This is a genomic window from Candidatus Accumulibacter sp. ACC012 (assembly GCF_907163155.1).
GTDB lineage: Bacteria > Pseudomonadota > Gammaproteobacteria > Burkholderiales > Rhodocyclaceae > Accumulibacter > Accumulibacter delftensis.
Window position 1 is genome coordinate 1 of the sequence record NZ_CAJQUC010000020.1, and the last position, 23,507, is coordinate 23,507.

The following is a 23,507-nucleotide window of genomic DNA, read 5'->3' on the forward strand; positions in this document are numbered from 1 at the left end:
GCCGACGGCGAGCGCAGCTTCGTCGTTCGCCACGCAAGGGCGAGATGTGCAACTGCGGACCCTCGCCTATCCAACCATCCGACCTGCACGCCGTGCTCCGAAGCGTTATCATGGCCCGAAGATACCTTGGCTACGGACTCCGAATGTCCGCCTCTACCAATTAGCTGTCAACCCTTCTGTCCCCAGGTCTTGCCTATCATCGCGGCCGCGAACCCGGCTCGTTGTTTTTGCTGAGATGGTGACCAGAGGCGGATCGCTGTAGCGCGTGCGCGACAAGATTATCGCATTCCCTTGAAGGCGGTTTCGCTCGCGACGGCGACCGCCATACGAGCTCGGCCGCGTCGTCCGAGACAGCGCCGCGCACCGCCTACGAAACGTGCGCTGGCCACCCGAAGTGTTCGCCGTCCCTGCTTTCCGAGTACATCGCGCTCGGTACTGGCGGCTGTTCTTCTATGCCCGTGCTCCTCTCGACCAGATCACGCCGCGCAGGTGCGACGCCGCCGCGGCGAGTATTTTTGGTGCGTGACAACCGCGTTTCGTCGTCATTTTCTTCCCGAAGATCACCGCAGCGCGCCGAGATTCCGCCCGCCCCGCCCGCGTGGAACTCACGGCTAACTTCAAGGGCAGTGAAAAGGGAGACGCCGGTGAAACCTTCGAAGCGTCGCATGAGAAGCATAAACCAACGCTCGCAACGGCCGAGCGTCGGCGACGTGCCAGTGGCGCTGCTCGCGAAAAAGAAACCGCGGCCAGACAGTCCACGGGCCTATGAGCTTCCGCTGGGTGGTGAAGACTACATCGCTCGCAATCCGGGATATGGCCGTGGCACACACTGTGGCGAGGCCATAGCTCACCGCGGCTTTGCCAACTAACCGCCAGCAGCTCGCCGACGATTCCCTCGCCTGAAAATCGCGCGACCTGACTCAGTTTGAACCACCCGTGAGCAGCTACCGGTAAGCGTCCAGGGCTGGTCGCCCTGTTGTCTCAAAGAGGCCGATCTTCCCGGCGCGAATTCGACGAACTGAAACACCAGACGAGCTGACTGCGCTGCAGGCCCCACTCGACAACCACCGCAAGACACTCTCCAGTGACGCTCTGGGCCTCGCACTTCAACACACTCCCCGCCCGGTGACCCTCTCTAACCATTCGCAACTCGCGAACGCTCGCCCATCTCGGCGACGACGCTCGGCAGCTTGTCGCCTATCACCTGCGAGCTATGTCACGGGCGCGTGGCGAAATAGCCTCGTTGGTCGCGATTTCGTGAAGCGGCGATCAGCGCCGAGCTCAAGCAACTCTTCCCGATTACGTCTCGCGATCGCGTACGCGCCCGCGTATGATCGCGATATCGTCGCCGTTACGCCGCAACGCCTCGCATCGACACCCTCCGACAAGAGACACGCCTTCCTGCGCGCGCTTGTCTATCTGAAGCTGAGTTTCGACGACGACGACACACCTGCCCTGTACGTCAAACAGTATTTTTTGGCGGCATAGCGTGGACTTTCGACCGCCTTATGGATCGCCTGCTCCAGAAAGACGGCCTCATCTACAGCGCGTCTTCGTCCTTGCGATGGTAGGCGCAAAATCTGTCGGCTGGTCTTTGCCGTCTATGGCAGCACCGCAGAACCTGTATCGCGCCAGCGCTCGCCTTCCTCGAGGAGCGACGCGCGCGCTGCCGCGAACGGCTTCACGGCTGAAGAGTTTGCCGAGGCCAATACGGGAATCTCGAAGCACGCGCCGTCTCTCGCTCACAGGACAGCGCCGTTGCCCGCGCGCTGGAAGATCTCCCTTCTCTAACCGCTCTGTCAGACTGGCTGTACTTCCGAGACTTCGCGCGCTAGTCATGGCGCTGACGCCCGGAACAGGAGTCAACAGCCGCTTTCCGCAAATACATCGACCCCGACAGCTGACGGCCTGGTCTCGCCGGGAACGCCAGCACGGGACACGCGAACTGACGAGTGGCGGTAACTGCCTGCGCATCCTGGCGAACTGCAGAGTGGCTATTCGTCACGGCAGCCCTGTCGGCGATACGCGCTGGCAGGGATTGGCCATTTACGCGCCGTCCCTGCCCCCGGTCGCTGACATACTCTTCAGTCCTGCCGCGAATCTCGCGCAAGAGCATCACATCTCTCGGGCAGGCGCGGCAAGTCTGAGCCGGCGGCTTCGCTCCGCTTCAGACGATTCACTTCTTGATCATCATGAAGATGAAAGGCAAGAATGATGAAGTTGACCAGGATTGTCAGGAAACTGCCATAGCGAAACGGGAACCTGCGCCGTCCTGAGCGCATCCGCTGTCTTCGCCGTCCCTTCGGAGCACCGTTGCACATCACCAGAACAGTCCCGCGAAAATCAAACTTTCCCGCCCATGATGAGGCGACCAACGGCATGATCAAATCGGCGACGACGGATCACAATCTTGCCAAAGGCACCGCCGATGATCACGCCAACGGCAAGATCCCTCACGTTGCCTTCATGGCGAACTCTTTGAACTCCTGCATCATGCTCCTCATTTCTCCTTGGTGTTTTACCCGAAGGACACCGGCTCCGCGGCACGGGAATTCATCGTGGCGCCGGTCATAGCCGCGCAGTTTTTTCACCGGCGGCGCCAGGTTGCTTCTGCTTGGCGAAACAGAAGCGTACGACGCGTTTTCGTCACAGCCCTCGGGTTGAAATACCGACACCGGGAATAACCGCCACAACCGACCTCCCGGTCATCCAGCGAGCAAACTCCTGGTCCGGCAGGTCGGCAATGTCGCGTACCGCGCCATTGGGAGTAGGTGCCGCGGGTCAGTGGAGCGTTTCGAAGCTGAGCGCCAGCTGCGCGAAGAACTCCCGCTTCCCGTCTATAACGCCGCCATACCGGGGGGGAGATGTTCGCGAGCGTCGCGCATGTACTCGGCAATCCCAGCTGGCACGGCGTATTGACGTAACCCACGTTGAAACTGATGAACCTTGCGAAACTCGCGCATCATTCGCGAGGGCCCCGCACTATCCACCGTCCAGCCCAGTGATGTATAGGTCTTTCCGAAGGACGAACAACGAATGCGCCGTGCGGCCAGTGTCGGGTCAATGCGCAGCTACGCTTTGATGCATGCGACCGTCGAAACGATGTGTTCGATAACTTCCGTCGGCGATACGACGATAGAGTGTCGCGGGTCCTTTCGCCAGTGCGCAATCGTCGGGCGTTCGAACATGCTGCCGCTCCGCGGGTTGTGCGGGCTGAATTGAGGTGATCCTCCGCGCGCGGACTGAGCAGGGAGCGCATGGCAGCTGCTTCCAATCGTGCCGTTAGGCCGGCTAGCGCAGCGCCGCGTTAACGGCTTTGGCCCCAGCCCACGTTTCGATTGCCGCACGTAGCTGTCATCGACCGCTCGAACCCGACACACGTCGGCGCTGCGCACGAAGGCGCAATCGCCGTGAACGATGGCTCGTGGCACCGGCGTTTACCGTGATTCGTCTTCGACGTCGTAGTCCGCTGCCATAGAGCGCGGCCACCTTGTCGCGATGGCCACGCGCATTCGCCCACCCGGCCTCGCCGGGTACTGGTTACGACCGGCAGGCATGGCCCGTGAAGTTGCTTCAAAGAGTGCCGCTCGGCCTGAAAATCAGGAAAGCCCCGCCCTGCGACAGATTTGATTTGCCCGCAGTCCGCGGCGAGCTTCGACATAACCTGAAGATGGTGGTCCCGCCCAGGGGAAGCTTGGAGTCATTCGACTGGAGTATTGGGCGCTGCGAGCCGCGACAAGCGCGGTGGAGGAGTGAGGCCATCGCCTAGTTAGGGGCGCCCCGACCGCGTTCAAACAAGGTCTGCGGCGAATCCCTCGAATCGGCAACTTCAGCCACGCAGCGATAAGATCAGGGGCGTTGCCCGCCCGCCCGTCTGTGTCTCGTCAAGACGAGCTGCTAATCATTCACCCCATTGTTCATTCTCTCTCCGATCGTCATGGTCGTTCCCGCCACCATACCACAGCAAACCGTCTTGTGGCAGCCTCGCCAGCGCGCTCTCGTTTTCCCTTGCTGAGCACCGAAACGCGGACCGCGCAGCCGAACCCCAGCCACAGTGCAGCACTGCCACGCTGGCGTCCGAATTGAGCGAGCCTCACCGTCTCTCCGGCATCTCCTCGGTTGCCTACATGGCGGTGTCAGTTCAGGTCGCGCCACTCGAAGCTGTGCGCGGCTCCGTGCGTGCTTGCTGCGGCCCCTATACTGTGCCGAAGGCTCGATCCGGCGGGGCGCTCACGTCCTTGCATTCGCCCTCCTGTGGGCCGCAGCTCTCCTTCGTAGCCGAACTGCGCGCCCAGGCTGAACGCTCGCCAAGGCGGGCCTCATCGATCGCGCTCGACGGCTTGCGCTACGACCGCGTTGCGTTTTTCAGAGGCCAGGACACGGTCGTCGCACGGGGGGGGCGGTGATGAGCGGCTGGCGTCTTTCTACGCCAGTGGCTCGCTCCGACGGCTGATTCGCTTCGTCCACTGCCAGACTATCCGGGCACTCCATGATCTCGGTCTCCTACCCCCATGCCAATGCTGCAGCAGCGAGCAAACACCGTTCATCAAATGCGCTGCGCGTAGCTCGACGCGCCGGCGAAACTTCTCCAGCACCTTCCTTGGCCCCTTGCATCGCCATGCGCGACCGCCAAAGGCTACCGCTACGCTTCGATGCAAAACCGCCCCAACCAAACAGAGCCCGTTTGTAGAAGGCAAAGTCCGCGTATTCGCCGCGGAATACCGGCCGACGAGGCTTACCTTTATGATGCCGCAGGCCTGCCTCGGTAGCGCCTGCCGGGTAACATGTCTTCTTTCATGGTTGTCGTCAGACGGCCTGGCGCAGATCGGCCGACGCTTCGTCGATGGCGCCGGCTATCACCGCTGGGCATAACAGCAATCGGATCGTCGTCCTCTACCCGGCAGTAACAAGCGCGCTATGCGCCTGACCATAGGCTCCTGGCGGTGCTTGAACAATCCCTTTGGCCTGCTGACTGGGGGGCTAATGCGGGCACGACCCTACTCACGCAGGGCGGCGTGCAGATCAAAGGGTGCGCGCTATGCACGATCGCCTGGCCCCCCCCTCCCGGCCGCAGAACAGACGCTGCGGCAGGACGCCTGCCCTAGCCGGCCAGCGCGCAATTCGCTCAAGTCCGAGGGAGAATTCCGCAAGCCACTCTGGACCGGGATAGATCTTTTCCGGATGACCGTAGCAGCGGTTTGTTGGCCTCGAAAATGACCATGTATTTGTTTCTGAGGATCGGTCGTCTAGTGCAGCTTTGCAATTCTCGACAGGGTTGTTCGCCTGACGACGTATAGAATCGAGCGCTCTCCGGCGCGCTCTGGTACTCACACAGCATGTCAGATTGACCCGGTAACGCCATTCACTGCCCACAGCAGATCAGGACGCTATCTCCTGCTGCTCTTATCGCCGCGACCCCCTCGTGAAAACTCTATGCATCGCACCTGCTGCGCCCCATCGAAAGTCACGGTCCGCCCGGCGACCGTCAGCCCGGCTGTTGATGTAAGCTCGATCGCATCACGGCGGCACGGTCGTTCATAACGTCCAGCTTTCTTTCGCGCCGCATTGTCACCGGCGCATTGCTCACCGCGTCCAACGCAGCTGTCGCGCTCACGAGCTGAAAAGGCTTCTCGCCTCGCCTTGACAATCGATATGGCCCATCGTTTTTTTTTTCCTCCGTTAGGTTGGCCCGTCTGCGCCGGACAGTGCCTTGACGGCTGTTTGAACTATGGTCTGTAACCGCCTCGAGTCTAGGGCAGTTCTCCCGGACTTGGCAAGCGAGGGCTTGCCAGCGTTGAGCCCCAACGCAACACCGTCCCGGCAGCGCGGGCCGTTCTCATAATGGGTGCCGGGCCTGCGCGCTCAGCCGTAACGGCCCTTCGATGTAGTCGGAAGTCTCCTTGTGGATCGGGGTCACGAACATCTCCTCGGTCAGCGTGTGCTCGACGACCTTGCCCATCAGCATGAACGATCATTCCTCGCTGGCGCGGCGCGCCTGCGCCATGTTGTGGGTGGACGATGAGAATCGGTGTATTGGCCACGCAGCTCCCAGAGCAGTTCCTCGACCGCTTTCGGTACCCTTGGGGTCGAGCGCCGAGCACGGCTCGTCCATCAGCAGCAACTTCGGCTTCACCGGCAACAAACGCGCGATGCAGAGCTTTTGCTGCTCTTCGAGCGACAACTCGGTAGCCTTGCGCTTGAGCCGATCCTTGACCTTGTCCCACAACAGCACGGTGCGCAGCGGACCTCCTCGACGATTTCGTCGGGAGGTGCCCTGGTGTACGTCACCACCACCCTTGGCGTGCAGACGGTGACTGAAGAGGATATTGTCGCGAATCGAAACGGGTAGCGGATTGGGGCGCTGAAAGACCATCACCACCTGTTTGCGCACCTGTATCAACTCGACGCCGGGGTCGTAGATGTTCTGGCCCATGACATCGACTGCTACCTTCGATGCGCACGTAGCGAGGCGCTCATTGATGCGGTTAACGCTGCGCAGATAGGTGCTCTTGCCGCATCCCGAAGGCCGATCATCGAGGTGATCATGCCCTGGCGGATGCGCAGGTCGACATCGTACAGGGCCTGGAAAGTCCCGTACCAGAGGTTCAGTTTTTTGGTATCAATGGCGTATTCTGGAGCTGGCTGCTGCAAGCAGCGGCTTGAACGGCGGTCATCTCGTTGTGTCCTTCGTTGGCATTCAGTCAATACAGTGGCAAGCAGCGTGGCGCGGTATTGGGCTCAGCCGAAGCGTCCCTCTACGTAATCACGCGTCCGCTGGTCCTTCACCTCGCCGGTGAACAAATCCTCGGTGACCCCGATCTCGACGCACTCGCTGTTCAGGAAGAACGCGGTGCGGTCGGCCAAACGCCGCGCCTGCTGCACCAGGTTGGTAACCAGGATGATGGTCACTTCCTTGCGCAGCTCCTTGAGCACATCTTCGATGCGCATCGTGGTGACCGGGTCGACGGCGATCGAGAACCTCGTCGAGCATCAACAGGTCTGGCTCCTGCGACAAGGCCTGGCAATCGTCAGCCGCTGCTGTTGGCCGCCGGAGAAGCAGGCTGCCAAGCGCACTCAGACGATCCTTGACTTCGTCCCATAGAGGGCCGCACGGGTCATGCAGCGTTGCAACGATTACGGTCCAGCTCGGCTCTTTCCCTTGATCCCGCGCAGGCGCGGCGACAGGGCAACGTTGTCATAGACGGTCATCGGCAGACCGGACCGGCAAGGGAAAGACGACGCCAATCCGGCTACGTAGCGCATAGACGTTCTTCAGGTGGCGGGTATCCAGACCGTTGAACTGGATCTCGCCGGCCACGCGCATCCCTGTAGTGAACATGTCCATGCGGTTGACCGCCTTGAGGAAGGAGGTCTTGCCGGCGTTGGCGGGCCAATGATGCCGAAAATTTCGTGCTCGCGTATCTCCAGGTTGACGTCCTTCAGGGCCACCGCCTTGCCGTAACTGATAGTCAGATCCTTGACCGCCAACTTGATCCGCGGCTCACCGGAAGCGGCGTTGGTTTGGCCAGCAGCCACCGGGGCCCGTTCGAGAGCGCTTTGCGCGCCTTGACTTACCATTTCTTCTTCCCCCTGAGCCACATGCGAAACGCGATCGACGCGCTGTTCATCAACAACACCAGTCCGATGAGTACCAGAGCGATACCGAACGGAACCTCTTCGGCGATCCCCGGAACCTGGGTCGCGGCAACAAACAGGTGCAACGACAAGGCCATGGTCTGGTCGAAAACGCTTTGCGGCAGGAATGGCGTGAAGAACACCGCCCCGGTAAACATGATCGGCGCGGTCTCGCCAGCGGTACGCGAAACCTCGAGGATCACGCCGGTCAGAATGCCGGTGATCGAGTTCGGCAGCACCACCTTGCGAATGGTCTGCCAGCGCGTCGCACCCATGTTCCAGCAAGCCTCGCGAAACGCCGGCGGTACCGACTGCAGCGATTCTCGGGTAGCAACGATGACCACCGGCATGGTCATCACCGCCAGGGTCAGACTGGCCGCCAGGATACTCGTCCCGAACTTGAAAAAGATGACGAAGGCGCCGAGCCCGAACAGGGCATGCACGATCGACGGCACGCCGGCCAGGTTGATGATCGCCAGATTGATCACCCGCGTGAACCAGTTGTCGCCGGCGTACTCGCTGAGGTAGATCGCCGCGAAGATGCCGATCGGGACCGACAGCAGAAGCGCCACCATCACCAGCCAGACGGTGCCCAGCAGCGCCGGCAGGACGCCGCCGGTACGCATGCCGTCGGTTGGCGCGGTGAACAGAAACTCCCAGGAGATCGCCCCGCCACCCTTGTGAATCAGGGTTCCGAGAATGATCAGTACCGGCGCAATCAACATCAGGGTCATCAAGCCGAAGAGCATTCTATAGAGGCTCTGAACCCTGGCATTGCGGTGGTTCAGGCTGCTCGCCTGGAACATGGCTGCATTGGCAGTTGTCATTTTCTATCCCTTGCGAATGCCGCGCACGATCAGATCGGCGGTCAGGTTGACGGTGAAGGTAACCAGGAAAAGCAGAATGCCGATGGTGAACAGCGCCTGATAATGCTCGCCGCCGACCACCGTTTCACCCAACTCAGCGGCGATGGTGGCGGTCAGCGCGCGCACCGAGTCGAAGACGCTGTCGGGAATATTGACCGCGTGTCCGGTAGCCATCAGCACGGCCATCGTTTCTCCGAAGCCCCGTCCGACCCCGAGCAGCACGCCACCGAGCAGGCCGTTCTTGGCCGCCGGCAGCACCACCTTGTAGGTCACCTGCCAGCGCGTCGCGCCCATCGCCTCGGCGGCTTCACGGTAGCGATCGGGAACCGCCTTGAGCGCATCTTCGGCGATCGAGGTCATGATCGGCGCAGCCATCAAACCAAGGATGATGCCGGCGTTGAGCACGCAGAGACCCACCGGCACGTCGAACCACTTGATGATCAAGGGGTTCATGATCACCAGGCCGATGAAGCCCCAGACCACCGACGGAATGGCCGCCAGCAACTCGACCAGCACTTTCAAGGTTTCACGGGTCTTGCCACTGGCAAACTCGGCAATGTAGATGGCCGCGCCGAGCGAAAACGGCACGGCGACCAGCATCGCCAGACCGGTGACACTGGCGGTACCGGCCATCAGCGCCAGGATCCCGTACTCGGGGGCGTCGGCGTCGCTCGGGAACCAGTACGGCGTGAGAAAGAACTCCCGGACGTTCATGTGGTGGAGGATGAAGCCGATGCCTTCCTTGAAGACGAAGATGAAGATTCCCAGGACGAAGACGATCGCCGAGATACCGCAGAGGAAGACGATGGCCTGGACGGCCTTGTCTACATACCAGTCGAGATCGCGACGATCGAACGTGCCAGCCCCGCCGGCGGCCATTGCGGCGCCGGGTACAGTGTTGCTGTTGGCCATCTCAGTCGGCCTCCTCGCCCCGCAGGGTGGTCATCAAATTGCTCACCTGCACGGCGATCTCGCGACTCAGCGCTGCGTAGCGCTCGCGTCGCTGATCCTCGGGAAGTTCCGCCGCAACCACGCCGCCGACATCCCACTCCAGCGCCGCGGTGTGGAAGGGCACGTTGTCCACGTATGACTTGACTGGCCCCTGCAGGCTGACGATGACGTGGAAATCGGCGAGATCCTGAAGGCTCAGATTCATCGCCTTTGGTCGGTGGCGAGCCAGGTCGACCCCCGACTCCTGGAGCAAGCCGACCACCTCCGGCAGCATCGCGCCAGCCTGACGGCCCAGGCTGCGGAACTCACCACCTCCGGAAGCAATCTTGCCAGCAACGGTCTCGGCGATCGGTCCGAGCAGGGTGTTGTCCTCGTCAAGGAAGAGGATCCGGAAAGCCTTGGCCGCCTTGGTCTGGCCGGTGACCGCAAACACCGTTTCCTCGCAGATGTTCTTGGCCTGATCCGACACCCGTTCGAGCGAATTGAAAACGCCCAGGTAGGCAAAGAGATCCTCGATGCTGAAGTTCTCGCCCGCATTGACCAGGTCGGCAAAAACCACATCAAAAGTGCGCTCGACCTGATCGGCCATGATCATCGTCGCCCTGGCCTTCTCGGCATTGCCGTCGATGAAGCCGCACATCGCCTGCTTGAACATCTGCCGCGACTCGCCGGCGAGCAATTCGACCTCGCGCTTGATCAACGCGTCGGGGCGCTTGGCGAGATGCACCGATTCGCGGGCGATGGTCACCGCGTAGTCGCCGACGCGCTCCAGCGCGACGTTGGCGTGAATCATCGCCGTCATCAGGCGCAAATGCCCGGCGCTCGGCAGGTGCACGCCGATGAACGCGTGGCACATCTTGTCCAGCTTGCGATTTTCCGCGTTGATCCGCTGATCTCCCAGGACTGTCGCATAGGCGAGCTTGTCATCACCGCTCAGCAGGGCACGTACCGCAGCAGCGAGGGCAGCGTCGACGCGCTTGGCCAGCAGGGTCGCTTGTTGTTTGATCAGGGACAGGTCTCTCTCGAGACGTTCTTCGTAATGGCTCATTGCTTGCGGCTCCCCACAGCGCTAACGGAACACAGATTTCAGAGCGGGCGCGAAGGACTCCCCGTCCCCGCGCCCGCGATGGCGTATGACTTACTTGCAGCTGACTTTCTTGATTGGCGCGTAGCCTTCCTTGGCAACGATGCATTGGCCAACGTCGCTCTTGATCCAGTCCATGTATTTCTTGGTGTCGGCTTTCGGCTGACCATCGGTGTACATGAACAGCGGACGGGCGATCGGATAGGTGCCGTCGAAAGCGGTATCCTCGGTCGGCATGACGCAGGGCTTGCCTTTCTCGGGCGCGATGCACAATGCCTTCAGGTGATCGGTAGCGTAGGCGAGGCCGCTGTAACCGATCGCGCAAGGCGTCTTCTCGACCAGGTCGGCGACATCCTTGGAGCCGTGCATGTCCAGTGTCCCCTGGCGGAACTTGCCCTTCTCACCGAGAACGGCCTCCTGGAAGTAGGCGTAGGTGCCCGAGTTGTTCTGCCGGCTGACGACGACGATCTCGTCCTTGCAGCCTGGAATGGTGATCCCCAGATCGCTCCACTTGGTCGCCCCACCGTCACGTCCGTAGATCTTGGCCAGTTCCGGGATGCTCAAGGTATTGAGCGGAAAGTTCTTGTGTACGAAGATAGCCAGGGCATCGTAGCCGACCACGTGCTCGACCGGATCGTGACCTTTGGCCTTGGCCTCGGCTATTTCCTTGTCTTTCATCTTGCGGCTGGAGTTGGCGATGTCCACGGTGCCGTTGATCATTGCTGCGATGCCGGTACCCGACCCGCCGCCGGAAACCGCGACGGCCACATCCGGATTGATCTTGCCGTATTGCTCGGCCCACGACTGGGCCACGTTGACCAGGGTGTCCGAGCCCTTGTTCTGGATCTCGGTTCGTGCAGAAACGGCACCTGACGCCAGGGCAGCGGCGACGGCAAGACTGACGCTCAAAAACATCGATTTCGAAGTCATTTGGGACTCTCCAAGGGTGGGAAATTTTTTGAAGTCTTTAGATGCAGATCAAAGACTTCAGAGGTGACGCGAAGCATTTGCGCGACGAAGATTATCAGAAAAATTCGATCTGACAAGCCCCCTAGAGGCAGCAAATAATAATAAAAATTGGCCAGCCTGCTGCAAGCAGCAGCGGCGAAAGATTAATGCTCAGCGCATTTTATGCTGCGGACAAAATATCTTCATATGCAGTTATAAACATCTATCGCATTGTTTTTACACAATATTTTTCGTAACTACACAAATGTTATGATCATTTACAAAATACAATAAATGAGGAGAAGCTCATCCCACATCTGATTAACTACTTTAATTGACAAAATGCTGTAAACGGCAGGCCGCGGCCAGAACGCTTTCCGCACGGGAAGCAGTGCCGCGGCCACGAAACGGACTCTATTTAATCGTCACTACGGATATCTAAAGCTTCTTGTTCATGGGCTTACAGGCCGTTCCCAGAGATCTGCCCGATGCCCGCGATTTCTCGCAGATTCTCCAAGGCTCATGACATTGGAACGTTCTGCGGCAGTCACGGGAGGCCTGCATCGTTGAGCCCACGTTTCGACTTTTCCGGAAACGCAAATCATGCGAAAAACATTGAACACAGCGCACTTAAAGGCGACACAAGGCGGCGATTGGTAGGGGTCGGAAGGAAAGGCGCAGCGCCGCCAACAAGCGCGTCAAGAACGGCAGCCGCCGTTGCAGGCAGGCAAGGAAAAGGCGAGCGCAGAGGGAGTCGATCGCCTTGGGCCGACCATCAGGCCTCCTCCCGCAGGCGCGACAAACGCCGTCGAGGACGCCGTCGCCGCGCCTACTTGCTGAGCAGACGCATCCCGCGCTCCAGCCCGTCGAGCGTCAGCGGGAACATGCGCCCGCCCATCAGGTTGTGGATCAGCGAAGTCGATTGCCGGTACTGCCAGGCGTGTTCCGACTCCGGGTTGAGCCAGATGGCGTGCGGCCAGGTGTCGGTCAGGCGGCGCAGCCAGGTGGCACCCGGCTCGGCGTTGTTGTACTCGACGCTGCCCCAGGGCTGCAGAATCTCGTAGGGACTCATCGCCGCGTCGCCAACAAAAATCAGCTTGTAGTCGTTGCCGTACCTGTGCAGCACGTCGTGGGTGTCGATGCGCTCGCTGTGACGGCGGCGGTTGTCCTTCCACAGGTATTCGTAGACGCAGTTGTGGAAGTAGTAGTACTCGAGATGCTTGAACTCGCTGTGACAGGCCGAGAAGAGTTCCTCGCAGACGCGGATGTGATCGTCCATCGAGCCGCCGATATCGAGAAACAGCAGCACCTTGACCGCGTTGTGACGCTCGGGCCGCAGGCGCAGGTCGAGCCAGCCGGCGTTGCGCGCGGTACCGGCGATGGTGCCTTCCAGATCCAGTTCCTCGGGCGCGCCCTGGCGAGCAAAACGGCGCAGGCGACGCAAAGCAATCTTGATGTTGCGCGTGCCAATCTCGACGCTGTCGTCGAGGTTGCGATACTCGCGCTTTTCCCAGACCTTGACTGCCGAGCGGTTCTCGCTCTTGCCGCCAACACGGATGCCCTCGGGATGTGTGCCACCGTGCCCGAAGGGCGAAGTGCCACCTGTGCCGATCCACTTGCTGCCGCCGGAGTGGCGTTCCTTCTGCTCGGCGAGACGCTTCTTGAAAGTCTCCATCAGCTTGTCCCAGCCGAGTTTCTCGAGTTTGGCGCGTTCGGCGTCGCTGAGGTGTTTCTTCACCGCCTGCCGCAACCACTCTTCGGGAATCAGTGCCTCCATCCCGGGCAGCGCTTCGACGCCCTTGAAGTACTCACCGAAGGCGCGATCGAACTTGTCGAAGTGCGTCTCGTCCTTGACCAGAATCGCGCGCGAGAGGACGTAGAAGTCATCGAGGCTGTGCTCGATGACGTGCTGCTGCAGCGCTTCGAGCAAGGCCAGGAACTCCTTGATCGACACCGGCAGGCGATTCTCCTTGAGGTGAAGAAAGAAATCGATCAGCATCGTCGCTAGCGCCTATTGCATTCGCGCATCGCCACTTAGCGGTTCTGGCGGGCCATGAAAATCAGTCGTTCGAAGAGATGCACGTCCTGCTCGTTCTTGAGCAGTGCCCCGTGCAGCGGCGGGATGGCGCTCTTGTTGTCCTTGCTGTGCAAGGCTTCCGGCGGGATGTCCTCGGCGAGCAGCAACTTCAGCCAGTCGAGCAGTTCCGAGGTCGAAGGCTTCTTCTTCAGGCCGGGGATTTCACGCAGTTCGAAGAACACTTCCAGCGCTTCACGCAGCAAGGCGGGCTTCAGGCCCGGGAAATGGACGTCGACAATGCGCTTCATGGTCTCCCTGTCGGGGAACTTGATGTAGTGGAAGAAGCAGCGGCGCAGGAAAGCGTCGGGAAGTTCCTTTTCATTGTTCGAGGTGATGAACACCGCCGGCCGGTGGCGGGCACGAACGTTCTGACGCGTCTCGTAGACAAAGAACTCCATGCGGTCGAGTTCGCGCAGCAGATCGTTGGGGAACTCGATGTCGGCCTTGTCGATTTCGTCGATCAGCACCACCGACGGCGTTTCACATTCGAAGGCCTGCCACAACACGCCTTTGAGAATGTAACTGCCGATATCGGCGACCTTGGCCTCGCCGAGCTGCGAGTCGCGCAGGCGCGAAACGGCGTCGTATTCGTAAAGGCCCTGCTGCGCCTTGGTCGTCGATTTGATGTGCCACTGGAAGAGTGGCCGCCCGAGCGCGGCGGCGACCTCTTCGGCGAGCATTGTCTTTCCGGTACCCGGCTCCCCCTTGATCAGCAGCGGCCGCTGCAGGGTAACGGCGGCATTGACCGCCAGCGTCAGGTCACCGGTGGTGACGTATTTGTCGGAGCCGGAAAAGCGCATGGGAGATGTTCCTCGCGAAGCAACTGGCCGATTCTACCCGCAAAGCGTTGAGCGGGGTTTGCTGCCGCGCTTTGCGGGCCCGCCGTGGCAGGCCTCAGGCGCCCGCGGCACGCCGCACACAATCCAGGTAGGCGATGCCATCGATGGCGCTGCCGTCACGTTGCGAACGCCACAGCGCCTCACCGAGACACTCGAGGATGGCATGTTCGGCGGCATGGACTTCGAGGCGTCCGCGCAGCACCTGGTAGGCGGCACGGATGCCCGGCGGCTGGTCGATGCTGATCTGCTCGGCGACGGCCAGGTGCAGGGAGAGGTGCAGGAAGGGATTCATCTGCCCGCTTTCCGGTGTGAAATCCTGCGCCACCGCCAGCTCCGGGTTTTCGAGCAGCGCGTGATATTCGGGGTGTTCGACGATCAGATCGGCGGCAGTCACTTCTGCACCTTCAAGGACGGCGCGCTCGCGATGCTTGCGCCAGGCGCCACAGAAGAACTGCCGTACCTGCTCACGACTGGGATTGAACATTGGGCCTCCGGGGTGGGTGACTGATCAGGGCAGTGACCACGGCGTTGTGCAGCGAACGGTTGCCACCCGCGACGCAGGCTGCGATCTGCCCGGTTCCGTAAACACCGAGCAGCGGCAGACCGGGAAAGCTTTGCCGCAGGCAGTCGAGCTCGCGGTCGTCGCCCCCATGAAAATAGGGGCCGCGACCGAAACAGGAGAAAACCAGGCCGGCAAGGGGTTTCGCAACCACAGCGGCCAGTTGCCCGACACTGCGGCGCATATCGTCTACGGCCGACTGCGGCCGGCGAATCGCCCACGCCAGCCGCTGCCCCGGCTTGCTTCCTTCGGCCAGGCTCACCGAGCGATCAGCCGCGTTGGCGGAGAGAATGGCGGTCGAATGCCAGGCACCCGCCGCGAAAGCGTCCTCACTGGCGAGCGTGCTGCCAAGGCTGGCGACCGCGCCAGCGCTGCCCGCACCGTCCTCGTCAAAGAGCACGGCCGACAGGGCGCCAAGTGGCAGCGGTGACTGCTCGCGCAGGTCTGCGGGCAAGGCGGCGAGGAGGCTGTCGAGCGCAGTTTCGCCACCCAGTTGCAGCAAGTCATAGGCGCGGCTGCGCTCGATCGGCCGTGCCTCGGCGAGCAGGCTCCAGCCGCTCGATACAGCGACGTCGACCTGTGCGCCGCACAGGTGCACGCTGCAGCTCGGCGCCAGACGGCTGTGCTGCCAGGCGGTCGGAGCGCTGCCGCCGCCGCTACCCGCGAAGCTGCCGCCGAAACGCTTGTTCGTCGCGTCGCCCCACGGGTAGGGGAAGCTGCCGCCGGCATAGCTCAGGACGGCCTGCCGATCCGCGTGGCCAAGGGCAAGGCCGCCTTGGCCATGATGCAGCGAAAGATCGCCCGCAAAGACCATCACCGCCGCCGCGGGTCGGTCGAGTACCCAGCCGTACTCACTGAAGACCCCCGCCGCGATGCCCCCGGCCACCTCGGTGCACTGGGCTGCCCGGGCCACTGCGCTGACCGTCTGCTGCGCGTGCCGGGCAAAGTCCGGCGTCAGAAACAACAGCACACCCGTGGCGTGGCAGGCACCGGTCCTGGCCAGCGCCTGCGCCAAGGCTTCTTCCGCCAGAGCGGGCCGCGGATCGTTGCCGGCGACCAGCGCGCTGGCAACGCTCATCGCAGCTGCGCTCCGAAGGGGTCGGTCTTCGCGGGCCAGGCGCAGAGATCGGCGATGTCGCAACGCCAGCATTCGGGTTTGCGCGCCTTGCACACGTAGCGTCCGTGCAGGATCAGCCAGTGATGTGCCGATTGCAGGAATTCCTCGGGAACTCGCTTGAGCAACTGTCGTTCAACCGCCAGCGGCGTTTTGCCAGGCGCCAGCCCGCTGCGGTTGGCGACCCGGAAAATATGCGTATCGACGGCAATCGTCGCTTCGCCGAAAGCCGTATTGAGGACCACGTTGGCCGTCTTGCGACCAACTCCCGGCAGAGCTTCGAGCGCCGCCCGCGCGGACGGCACTTCGCCGCCGTGTAGCTCGATCAGCTGCCGACAGGTGGCAGTGACGTTTCTGGCCTTGCCCGGATAGAGACCAATGCGATTGATGTACGCGGCCAGGCCCGCCTCGCCGAGCGCCAGCATCGCCTGCGGCGTCGGCGCGTCGGCGAAAAGCTTGCGCGTCGCCAGGTTGACGCTCTTGTCGGTGGCCTGCGCCGACAGGATGACGGCAATCAGTAACTGGAAAGTCGTGCCGTACTCAAGCTCGGTAGTCGGCTCGGGATTGGCCGCGCGTAGGCGCGCGAAGAGTTGTTGCCGCTGCTGGATATTCATCCGCGCACGATTCGCTGGCGCTCAGGCGCCGTCGGCAAGAGGCAGCGGCGACGCCTGGTCCGATCCGGAATCGGGCTTGCGCGCCGCGGCGCGCGCTTCGACCCAGTTCTTCCAGGCGATCAGGAAGCCGAGAAGAATGAAAGCACCTGGCGGCAGAATGGCGAGCAGGAATCCGGGATAGTCGGCCGGCAGTAGTTGCAGCCCCTGCGCGCCGGGGAAAACCATGTCGATCCCCGAAAACAGCGTGCCGCCGCCGATCAGTTCGCGCAGGCCGCCGAGCAGGGCCAGGGTCCATAGCAGGCCGACGCCCATGAAGATGCCGTCGAGCAGCGATTGCAGAGGCGGATTCTTGTTGGCAAAAGCTTCGACCCGCGCCAGGACGATGCAGTTGGTGACGATCAGCGGGATGAAGATACCGAGAACCAGATACAGCTCGTGGAAATAGGCGTTGAAGAGCAGGTCGACGACGGTCACCAGCGCGGCCACGACCAGGATGAAGACAGGAATGCGAATCTCGTGCGGGATCAGATTGCGCAGTGCAGCAACGGCGACATTGGCCACGGCCATGACCATGATCGTCGCCAGCGAGAGCATCACCCCATTGACCAGGGTCGTGGTCACCGCCAGCAGCGGGCATAGTCCGAGCAGCTGTATCAGGCTGGCGTTCTGGTGCCAGACGCCGTTGTCCACGATCTGGCGGAATTGTTCGCGATCGATCACTTGCTTCCTCCTGGGCTGGCTGAGGGGGGTACAGGCACTTCAGGGTTGGCAAAGAGCTGCTGGCGGTTTTCGGCGACGTACTGCATTGCCTTGTGCACTGCCTTGATCACCGCGCGCGGCGTGACGGTCGCGCCGGCGAGCGAGTCGAAACGACCGTGATCTTTCCTGACCGCCCATTCGCGCTCGGAAACGGTCGCCAAAGAGAGATCGTTGAACTGGGTGATCCACGGCCGCTCCTTGTTCTTGTCCTTGCGCGGGTCGATGTAGTCGCCGAGGCCGGGCGTCTCCTTGTGCTGCGTGACGCGCACGCCAAGCAGCCTGCCGTCGGCGGCCACCGCCAGCAGCAGGCGAATCTTTCCGGAATAGCCATCCGCAGCGACGGCTTCGAAGATCAGCGCGCTGGCGCTGCCGCTCTTGCGCCCCAGATACGCCGTCGACGGCTCGTCGAGGCCGAGCCCGGCGCTTGCCGGCAGCTGCCGCTGGTCGTTGAGCAGGTCGTTGTCGTAGAACTCGCGCGGCAGAACTTCGCCGATCAGTTTCATTTTCTCGGCCGCTGCCGCGGCTCCGATGGCCGGCTCGGTCGCCTGGTAAGCGGCTGCCAGCAGGCCGGTAAAGACGACGACGAAAATGAACAGGACGATGGCCGTGCGCACGGCCATCGATGCGGCGCTGAGCGTCTTGAGTGGCGGCGTCATGGCTCGTTCTTCAGACCGAAGACCGGCGGCTGCGAATACATGTCGATCAGCGGCACACAAAGATTCATCAGCAATACGGCAAAAGCGACGCCATCCGGAAAACCGCCGAAGACGCGGATGATGTACGCCAGCAGGCCGGCGAGCAGACCGAAGATGAGCTTGCCTTTCGGCGTCGTGCAACCGGAAACCGGGTCAGTGACGATGAAGAAAGCGCCGAGCAACGCGCCACCGGAGAAGAGATGGAAGACCGGACTGGCGAACTGCTGCGGGTTCCACGCCCAGAGCGCAGCCGCCAGCAAGCTCAAGCCGAGGATAAAACCGAAGGGCGCGTGCCAGCTGATCAGCTTGCGCTGCCATAACCACAGGCCGCCGAGCAGATAGCCGGTGGCCACCCACTCCCAGCCACGACCGGCGAAATTGCCGAAAACCTCCTGCGTCGCCAGCAGCATCGGCACATCAATGCTGCCATCGGAGAGCTTCAGCGCCGTCTTGAGCGCATCGAGCGGCGTCGCGCCGCTCATCACGTCGATGCGTGGCGCCAGGCCGGCAATGATCTGCAACTGCTCGAGAAAACCAAGCTTCAGGCCGAGCGCCGGCCATTGCGACATCAGCGCCGGAAAGGAGACGATGCAGGCGGCAAAGGCGACCATCGCCGGGTTGAACGGATTCTGGCCCAGGCCGCCATAGAGATGCTTGGCGACGACGATGGCCAACAGCGTAGCGACGACGATCAACCACCACGGCGCCAGCGGCGGGAAGCTCAAGGCAATCAGCCAGGCGCTGACGATGGCGCTGCCATCGCTCAGGAACAGGGCCAGGGGCTTGCGCCGCAGGCCAAGCATCAAAGCCTCGCCGGCGAGTGCCGTCAGCGTCGCGATCACCAGTTGCACGACGATGCCCGGGCCGATCAGCCAGACGTAGGCGGCAACACCGGGTAACAGGGCCAGCAACACCTGCACCATGACGCGGCGCACGCTGATGCGCTCCTGCAACAGATAGGGGGGCGTACTGAAATCCATCATTCGGCCATCGGCCCTTGTTTTTCGACCTGTTTTGGCGTTTCGACGGATGCCCTCGCCGCGCCCGCCTCTGCCGCCCCTTCTCGCTCTTCTGCCTGCAACGCGGCCCGCCTCGCATCGACGGCAGCCAGCTGGCGCTTCTGCTCGAAAGTCAGTTGATCGGTGTTTCTCGGTTGCACCGCCGCGCGCTGGGCGCGCGCACGCTCCATCGCCGCGACGATGGTTGCTTTCTTGATCGCTTCGGCATCAAGCTCGGGAGCTTCGGGAGGCGCAGGGCTGGCGAGCGCGGTCGAGGCCACTGCTGCAGGCGCGTCGGCCGGTTTCAGCTGCGGACTGGCGACACTAAAAGCCGAGTCAGCGACCGCAGGCTCGACCGCCGCTACCGCGCGCGCCTGCTTCTCGGCTGCGCGCGCGGCAGCGCCTTTGGCCAGCCGTGCCGCTTTCTCCGCCTGTTCGCGCTCCTCGCGCGCGTTGCGCAGTTCGAAGCGCGCCTTGGCGGCGTCGGCGCCTTTCTTTTCCCGCTCGCGCGACCAGATCTCGCTCTTGGCGAAACGAAAATACTGCACCAGGGGGATATGCGAAGGGCAGACATAGCTGCAGCAGCCGCACTCGATACAGTCGAAGAGGTGGTATTCCTGCGTCTTGCCGAAGTTGCGCGCCCGCGAGAACCAGTACAACTCGAAAGGTTGCAGCTCATGCGGACAGACTTCGGCACAGGCGCCGCAACGAATGCACGGCATCTCCGGCGGGCTCGGCGCGAACAGCGTCGGCGACGCGGCGATGATGCAGTTGCTCGCCTTGACCACCGGCGCGTCCAGGCTCGGCAAGGCGAAGCCCATCATCGGCCCGCCCATCAGGTAGCGATCAGTGTCGGCTTTCGGCCCGCCGAGCGCGACCAGATCGCGCAGCGGCGTGCCGAGTCGCACTTCCCAATTGCGCGGTCGCTCGAGATTGCCGGCCAGGGTGACGATGCGCGAGATCACCGGCTCACCGAAGGCCAGTGCGCGATACGCCGAGTACACCGTGCCAACGTTGAAGCACTGCACGCCGAGTTCGGTCGAGCGCTTGCTGGCCGGGACTTCCTTGCCGGTCAGAACGCGAATCAACTGCTTGGCGCCGCCAGCCGGATAGCGGGTCGGGACGGCGACGACCTGATAGTCTTCGCCAACGTCCTGCACCGCTTGCTGCATGGCGGCGACGGCTTCCGGTTTGTTGTCTTCGATACCGATCAGCACCCGCCGCGCCGCCAGGAGGTCGCGAAAGATGGCAATGCCGCGGACGACTTCCTCGGCGCGCTCGCGCATCAGGACGTCATCGCAGCTCATGTAGGGCTCGCACTCGGCGCCGTTGATGACCAGTTCTTCCACGGCCACGCCTGCGGCCGCCGTGAGCTTGGCGTGACTCGGAAAAACCGCCCCACCGAGGCCGACGACGCCGGCGTCGCGAAGCGCCTCGCGGATCCGCTCGGGCGGCAGGCTGCGATGATCGAGCGGCGAGCGCTCCACCCACTCGTCGCGACCATCGGGTTCGATGACCACGCTCAGCGTCGGCAAACCGGAGGGATGCGCGGCCACATGCTCTTCGATGGCGAGCACGCGGCCAGAAGTCGACGCGTGCGCGGCCGCCGACAGCCAGGCGTCGGCACCGCCTATCGCCTGCCCCTTGCGTACCCGCTCACCGACTTCGACCAGCGGGTTGGCCACACCCCCGATGCTCTGATGCAGCGGCACGTAGAGGCGCGACGGTAGCGGCGCCACGGCGATCGGCTCCTGCACCGAAGGCGTCTTGTGGGTCTGCGGTTTGACGCCTCCCTTGAAGCTGAACAGTCGCTGCAGCATTGCCGTCGCTTTACCGTGAAAGTCGCGTACGCGACTCACGAATCGGCCTTCTCCGCGCTGCGGGAGAAGGGTCGGGAAAGAGGGGGGCGGTCATGACTTTCATGACCGTCAGGCCGCACGCTTGACGGGCTTTATTTCGATCACCGGGTATTTCCATTTCCAGTTCTCGAGGTTTTCGGTGATCGGCCGCATTTCGATGCACTCGACCGGGCACGGTTTGACGCACAGCTCGCAACCGGTGCAGAGGGACTCGATGACCGTGTGCATCTGCTTGGCGGCGCCAACGATGGCGTCGACCGGGCAGGCCTGGATGCACAGGGTGCAGCCGATGCAGGTCTCTTCGATGATGATCGCCAGCTGTTTCGGCTTTTCCTCGGCGTCCAGTGGTTTGACTTCGCGGCCGAGCAGGTCGGCGAGTTTGCGCACCCCATCCATACCGCCCGGCGGACAGAGGTTGATGTCGGCTTCGCCCGCCGAAATGGCCGTCGCGTAGGGTTTGCAACCCGGGTAGCCACACTGCCCGCACTGCGTCTGCGGCAGGATGGCGTCGATCTTGTCAACCACCGGGTCGCCCTCGACCTTGAACTTGATCGACGCATAGCCGAGCGCCGCGCCGAGGACGATGGCCCCGAGCGCCATGATTACCAGGGCAGTGATCATTGCCTGTCCACTCTCACTGGTAGCGGTCCAGCCCGGCAAAACCCATGAACGCCAGGCTCATCAGCCCGGCCGTGACCATGGCAATCGCCGTGCCCCGAAAGTAGACCGGAACGTCGGCGCCTTCGACGCGTTCGCGGATGCCGGCAAAGAGCACCAGCACCAGCGAAAAACCAACGGCGCTGCCGGAACCGAAAAGCAGCGATTCGACGAAGTCATTCTTGTTGGCAATGTTCAGCAAGGGCACTCCGAGAACCGCACAATTGGTGGTGATCAACGGCAGATAAATGCCGAGCACCTGATGCAGCAGTGGACTGGTTTTCTGGATCACCATTTCGGTGAGCTGCACAACGGCGGCGATGGTAACGATGAACGACAGGGTGCGCAGGTATTCGAGGCCGAAAGGCATCAACAGGTAATGGTCGATGATGTAGCTGGCACCGGTGGCCACGGTGAGCACGAAAGTCGTCGCCGCACCCATGCCGAAAGCCGTCTCCAGTTTCTTGGAAACGCCCATGAACGGGCAAAGGCCGAGGATTTTCACCAGCACGACGTTATTGACGAGGACCGCGCCGATGATGATGAACAGGTAGTGGGTCATGATGTGCGTAGGCGGTGGGCCGCGCAATCCGGGGCGCAGCGATTATCGCGTGTCGAAAGCGTGCGTACAACCACCTTGTCAGTAGCGCCTTCCCGGCTCAGGCCGTGCGCGGCGAGTGCAGCGTGCGCTGCTTGGCGATTGCGGCGGCGGCCTCGGCGACCAGTTCCGGGCCGCGGTAGATAAAGCCGGTGTAGAACTGAACCAGACTGGCGCCGGCGGCGATCTTGGCTGCGGCATCGTCCCCGTTCATGATCCCGCCGACGCCGACGATCGGCACTTCGCCGCCCAGGGCTGCCGCCAGCTTGCCAATCACGGCCGTCGACAGGGCCAGCACCGGTGCGCCGGAAAGGCCGCCCGCCTGCTCGGCATTCGGCATTCCCTCGACGCCGGCTCGCGACAGCGTGGTGTTGGTGGCGATGACGCCGTCCATACGGTGCTGGCGCAGCAGCGCCGCGATCGCCTGGATCTGCGCGTCTTCGAGGTCCGGGGCGACCTTCAGCGCCAGCGGCACGTAGCGGCCGTGGCGGTCGGCAAGCCTGGCCTGCGCGGCTTTCAGGCTGCCGAGCAAGGCGTCCAGCGCGTCGTCGCGCTGCAGTTCGCGCAGGTTCTTGGTATTCGGACTGGAAATATTCACCGCCACGTAACTCGCGGCGGTATAGACGCGCTCGAGGCAAAGCAGATAGTCGTCGGCTGCTTTCTCGATGGGCGTATCGAAATTCTTGCCAATATTGATGCCAAGAACGCCGCCCTCGCGCGCAAACCTGGCGCCAGCGATGTTGCTCAGCAGTTTCTCGACGCCGTCATTGTTGAAGCCCATGCGGTTGATGATGGCCTGCTTTTCCGGGATGCGGAAGAGGCGAGGTTTGGGATTTCCCGGCTGCGCACGCGGCGTCACCGTACCGATCTCGATAAAACCGAAGCCCTGCGCAGCCAGTGCGTCGACGTGCTCGCCGTTCTTGTCGAGACCGGCAGCCAGGCCGACCGGGTTCGGGAACTCCAGCCCCATCACCGTCACCGGGTCGGGAGCGACCGGGCGCGCCAGCAAGCACGCGATCCCAGTGGCCTTGGCGAAGTCGATACCGGCCATTCCGACGCCATGAGCAGTCTCGGCGTCGAGGGCGAAGAAAAATTTGCGTAGCAGCGGATAGATCATCGCCGCATTTTACCGCATGGCAGCATCCGGCGCGTGCAGCGGCGAGCGGGAATCAAGCGCTATCCATCATCCCGCAGCCAGCGTCATTGCCAGGAGGCGCGGCGGGTCGTCCGGGGCAGTCGCCGGAAGCGCGAATA

General features: G+C 62.4%; 24 protein-coding genes. 1 reads left to right on the forward strand and 23 read right to left on the reverse strand.

Features of this window, described 5'->3' with window-relative positions; all coding sequences use genetic code 11:
- Positions 1–2,084 precede the first annotated feature (2,084 nt).
- From QZ648_RS19350 to QZ648_RS19375, 6 genes are all read right to left on the reverse strand, one after another.
- Positions 2,085–2,381 (reverse strand): hypothetical protein, encoded by a 297-nt coding sequence (locus tag QZ648_RS19350; RefSeq protein ID WP_291998068.1) that lies wholly within the window; start codon positions 2,379–2,381, stop codon positions 2,085–2,087.
- The gene (locus tag QZ648_RS19355) at positions 2,344–2,457 is read right to left on the reverse strand and encodes a hypothetical protein (protein ID WP_291998021.1); all 114 of its coding nucleotides are present in this window, start codon (positions 2,455–2,457) and stop codon (positions 2,344–2,346) included. Before QZ648_RS19355 ends, QZ648_RS19350 begins: the two co-directional genes overlap by 38 nt.
- Positions 2,454–2,591, reverse strand: coding sequence for a hypothetical protein (locus QZ648_RS19360; RefSeq protein WP_291998022.1), 138 nt, complete (start codon positions 2,589–2,591; stop codon positions 2,454–2,456). The genes QZ648_RS19355 and QZ648_RS19360 overlap by 4 nt, the downstream gene beginning before the upstream one ends.
- Positions 2,592–5,836: 3,245 nt before the next feature.
- Positions 5,837–5,965 (reverse strand): hypothetical protein, encoded by a 129-nt coding sequence (locus QZ648_RS19365; RefSeq protein WP_291998023.1) that lies wholly within the window; start codon positions 5,963–5,965, stop codon positions 5,837–5,839.
- 6 nt (positions 5,966–5,971) lie between these two features.
- Positions 5,972–6,601 (reverse strand): ATP-binding cassette domain-containing protein, encoded by a 630-nt coding sequence (locus QZ648_RS19370; RefSeq protein WP_366144204.1) that lies wholly within the window; start codon positions 6,599–6,601, stop codon positions 5,972–5,974.
- 137 nt (positions 6,602–6,738) lie between these two features.
- The gene (locus QZ648_RS19375; RefSeq protein ID WP_291998024.1) at positions 6,739–6,948 is read right to left on the reverse strand and encodes a hypothetical protein; all 210 of its coding nucleotides are present in this window, start codon (positions 6,946–6,948) and stop codon (positions 6,739–6,741) included.
- Here QZ648_RS19375 and QZ648_RS19380 point away from each other — a divergent pair.
- Positions 6,941–7,102 (forward strand): hypothetical protein, encoded by a 162-nt coding sequence (locus tag QZ648_RS19380; RefSeq protein ID WP_291998025.1) that lies wholly within the window; start codon positions 6,941–6,943, stop codon positions 7,100–7,102. The two genes, QZ648_RS19375 and QZ648_RS19380, sit on opposite strands and share 8 nt — an antisense overlap.
- Positions 7,103–7,195: 93 nt before the next feature.
- Here QZ648_RS19380 and QZ648_RS19385 read toward each other — a convergent pair whose 3' ends face one another.
- The 17 genes from QZ648_RS19385 to QZ648_RS19465 all read right to left on the reverse strand — a co-directional run bounded on the left by QZ648_RS19385 (position 7,196) and on the right by QZ648_RS19465 (position 23,370).
- Positions 7,196–7,345, reverse strand: coding sequence for a hypothetical protein (locus QZ648_RS19385; protein ID WP_291998026.1), 150 nt, complete (start codon positions 7,343–7,345; stop codon positions 7,196–7,198).
- A 226-nt stretch (positions 7,346–7,571) separates the two neighbouring features.
- A complete protein-coding gene (pstA, locus tag QZ648_RS19390; RefSeq protein WP_291997356.1) occupies positions 7,572–8,462 on the reverse strand; it encodes a phosphate ABC transporter permease PstA in 891 nt (296 codons plus the stop codon).
- Positions 8,463–8,465: 3 nt separating this feature from the next.
- Positions 8,466–9,413: a phosphate ABC transporter permease subunit PstC gene (gene pstC, locus QZ648_RS19395; protein ID WP_169067324.1), complete on the reverse strand. Its 948-nt coding sequence runs from the start codon at positions 9,411–9,413 to the stop codon at positions 8,466–8,468.
- Between the two features lies 1 nt (position 9,414).
- Positions 9,415–10,500, reverse strand: coding sequence for a PhoU domain-containing protein (locus QZ648_RS19400; RefSeq protein ID WP_291998027.1), 1,086 nt, complete (start codon positions 10,498–10,500; stop codon positions 9,415–9,417).
- Between the two features lie 90 nt (positions 10,501–10,590).
- Positions 10,591–11,466: a phosphate ABC transporter substrate-binding protein gene (locus tag QZ648_RS19405; RefSeq protein ID WP_291998028.1), complete on the reverse strand. Its 876-nt coding sequence runs from the start codon at positions 11,464–11,466 to the stop codon at positions 10,591–10,593.
- A gap of 847 nt (positions 11,467–12,313) precedes the next feature.
- Positions 12,314–13,483, reverse strand: a complete 1,170-nt coding sequence (locus tag QZ648_RS19410) for a VWA domain-containing protein (protein ID WP_291998029.1) — start codon at positions 13,481–13,483, stop codon at positions 12,314–12,316.
- A 35-nt stretch (positions 13,484–13,518) separates the two neighbouring features.
- Positions 13,519–14,361: a MoxR family ATPase gene (locus tag QZ648_RS19415; RefSeq protein ID WP_169067328.1), complete on the reverse strand. Its 843-nt coding sequence runs from the start codon at positions 14,359–14,361 to the stop codon at positions 13,519–13,521.
- Positions 14,362–14,455: 94 nt separating this feature from the next.
- Positions 14,456–14,884, reverse strand: coding sequence for a DUF1841 family protein (locus QZ648_RS19420; protein ID WP_169067329.1), 429 nt, complete (start codon positions 14,882–14,884; stop codon positions 14,456–14,458).
- The gene (locus QZ648_RS19425) at positions 14,865–16,037 is read right to left on the reverse strand and encodes an FIST C-terminal domain-containing protein (RefSeq protein WP_169067330.1); all 1,173 of its coding nucleotides are present in this window, start codon (positions 16,035–16,037) and stop codon (positions 14,865–14,867) included. Before QZ648_RS19425 ends, QZ648_RS19420 begins: the two co-directional genes overlap by 20 nt.
- On the reverse strand, positions 16,034–16,687 hold the full coding sequence (gene nth / locus QZ648_RS19430) for an endonuclease III (RefSeq protein ID WP_169067331.1): 654 nt from the start codon (positions 16,685–16,687) through the stop codon (positions 16,034–16,036). Before nth ends, QZ648_RS19425 begins: the two co-directional genes overlap by 4 nt.
- 21 nt (positions 16,688–16,708) lie before the next feature.
- Complete coding sequence (locus QZ648_RS19435; protein ID WP_169067356.1) at positions 16,709–17,404, reverse strand: electron transport complex subunit E; 696 nt, start codon at positions 17,402–17,404, stop codon at positions 16,709–16,711.
- Complete coding sequence (rsxG, locus tag QZ648_RS19440) at positions 17,404–18,102, reverse strand: electron transport complex subunit RsxG (RefSeq protein ID WP_291998030.1); 699 nt, start codon at positions 18,100–18,102, stop codon at positions 17,404–17,406. Before rsxG ends, QZ648_RS19435 begins: the two co-directional genes overlap by 1 nt.
- Entirely contained in the window at positions 18,099–19,124 is a 1,026-nt protein-coding gene (locus QZ648_RS19445; RefSeq protein ID WP_169067333.1) for an RnfABCDGE type electron transport complex subunit D, read from the reverse strand. Before QZ648_RS19445 ends, rsxG begins: the two co-directional genes overlap by 4 nt.
- Entirely contained in the window at positions 19,121–20,959 is a 1,839-nt protein-coding gene (gene rsxC / locus QZ648_RS19450; protein WP_291998065.1) for an electron transport complex subunit RsxC, read from the reverse strand. The genes QZ648_RS19445 and rsxC overlap by 4 nt, the downstream gene beginning before the upstream one ends.
- Positions 20,960–21,067: 108 nt before the next feature.
- Positions 21,068–21,619, reverse strand: a complete 552-nt coding sequence (gene rsxB, locus QZ648_RS19455; protein ID WP_169067334.1) for an electron transport complex subunit RsxB — start codon at positions 21,617–21,619, stop codon at positions 21,068–21,070.
- A gap of 13 nt (positions 21,620–21,632) precedes the next feature.
- Complete coding sequence (gene rsxA, locus QZ648_RS19460; protein ID WP_169067335.1) at positions 21,633–22,217, reverse strand: electron transport complex subunit RsxA; 585 nt, start codon at positions 22,215–22,217, stop codon at positions 21,633–21,635.
- 97 nt (positions 22,218–22,314) lie between these two features.
- The gene (locus QZ648_RS19465; RefSeq protein WP_169067336.1) at positions 22,315–23,370 is read right to left on the reverse strand and encodes a quinone-dependent dihydroorotate dehydrogenase; all 1,056 of its coding nucleotides are present in this window, start codon (positions 23,368–23,370) and stop codon (positions 22,315–22,317) included.
- Between the last annotated feature and the right edge of the window lie 137 nt (positions 23,371–23,507).

What these genes read in the sequence shown, in the direction of transcription:
- QZ648_RS19350 (WP_291998068.1), bottom strand. Translation starts at nt 2,381, where the DNA reads ATGCCGTTGGTCGCCTCATCATGGGCGGGAAAGTTTGATTTTCGCGGG.
- QZ648_RS19365 (WP_291998023.1), bottom strand. Translation starts at nt 5,965, where the DNA reads ATGCTGATGGGCAAGGTCGTCGAGCACACGCTGACCGAGGAGATGTTC.
- QZ648_RS19380 (WP_291998025.1), top strand. Translation starts at nt 6,941, where the DNA reads ATGCGCATCGTGGTGACCGGGTCGACGGCGATCGAGAACCTCGTCGAG.
- QZ648_RS19375 (WP_291998024.1), bottom strand. Translation starts at nt 6,948, where the DNA reads ATGCGCATCGAAGATGTGCTCAAGGAGCTGCGCAAGGAAGTGACCATC.
- QZ648_RS19385 (WP_291998026.1), bottom strand. Translation starts at nt 7,345, where the DNA reads ATGGACATGTTCACTACAGGGATGCGCGTGGCCGGCGAGATCCAGTTC.
- pstA (WP_291997356.1), bottom strand. Translation starts at nt 8,462, where the DNA reads ATGACAACTGCCAATGCAGCCATGTTCCAGGCGAGCAGCCTGAACCAC.
- pstC (WP_169067324.1), bottom strand. Translation starts at nt 9,413, where the DNA reads ATGGCCAACAGCAACACTGTACCCGGCGCCGCAATGGCCGCCGGCGGG.
- QZ648_RS19400 (WP_291998027.1), bottom strand. Translation starts at nt 10,500, where the DNA reads ATGAGCCATTACGAAGAACGTCTCGAGAGAGACCTGTCCCTGATCAAA.
- QZ648_RS19405 (WP_291998028.1), bottom strand. Translation starts at nt 11,466, where the DNA reads ATGACTTCGAAATCGATGTTTTTGAGCGTCAGTCTTGCCGTCGCCGCT.
- QZ648_RS19410 (WP_291998029.1), bottom strand. Translation starts at nt 13,483, where the DNA reads ATGCTGATCGATTTCTTTCTTCACCTCAAGGAGAATCGCCTGCCGGTG.
- QZ648_RS19415 (WP_169067328.1), bottom strand. Translation starts at nt 14,361, where the DNA reads ATGCGCTTTTCCGGCTCCGACAAATACGTCACCACCGGTGACCTGACG.
- QZ648_RS19420 (WP_169067329.1), bottom strand. Translation starts at nt 14,884, where the DNA reads ATGTTCAATCCCAGTCGTGAGCAGGTACGGCAGTTCTTCTGTGGCGCC.
- QZ648_RS19425 (WP_169067330.1), bottom strand. Translation starts at nt 16,037, where the DNA reads ATGAGCGTTGCCAGCGCGCTGGTCGCCGGCAACGATCCGCGGCCCGCT.
- nth (WP_169067331.1), bottom strand. Translation starts at nt 16,687, where the DNA reads ATGAATATCCAGCAGCGGCAACAACTCTTCGCGCGCCTACGCGCGGCC.
- rsxG (WP_291998030.1), bottom strand. Translation starts at nt 18,102, where the DNA reads ATGACGCCGCCACTCAAGACGCTCAGCGCCGCATCGATGGCCGTGCGC.
- QZ648_RS19445 (WP_169067333.1), bottom strand. Translation starts at nt 19,124, where the DNA reads ATGATGGATTTCAGTACGCCCCCCTATCTGTTGCAGGAGCGCATCAGC.
- rsxC (WP_291998065.1), bottom strand. Translation starts at nt 20,959, where the DNA reads ATGCTGCAGCGACTGTTCAGCTTCAAGGGAGGCGTCAAACCGCAGACC.
- rsxB (WP_169067334.1), bottom strand. Translation starts at nt 21,619, where the DNA reads ATGATCACTGCCCTGGTAATCATGGCGCTCGGGGCCATCGTCCTCGGC.
- rsxA (WP_169067335.1), bottom strand. Translation starts at nt 22,217, where the DNA reads ATGACCCACTACCTGTTCATCATCATCGGCGCGGTCCTCGTCAATAAC.
- QZ648_RS19465 (WP_169067336.1), bottom strand. Translation starts at nt 23,370, where the DNA reads ATGATCTATCCGCTGCTACGCAAATTTTTCTTCGCCCTCGACGCCGAG.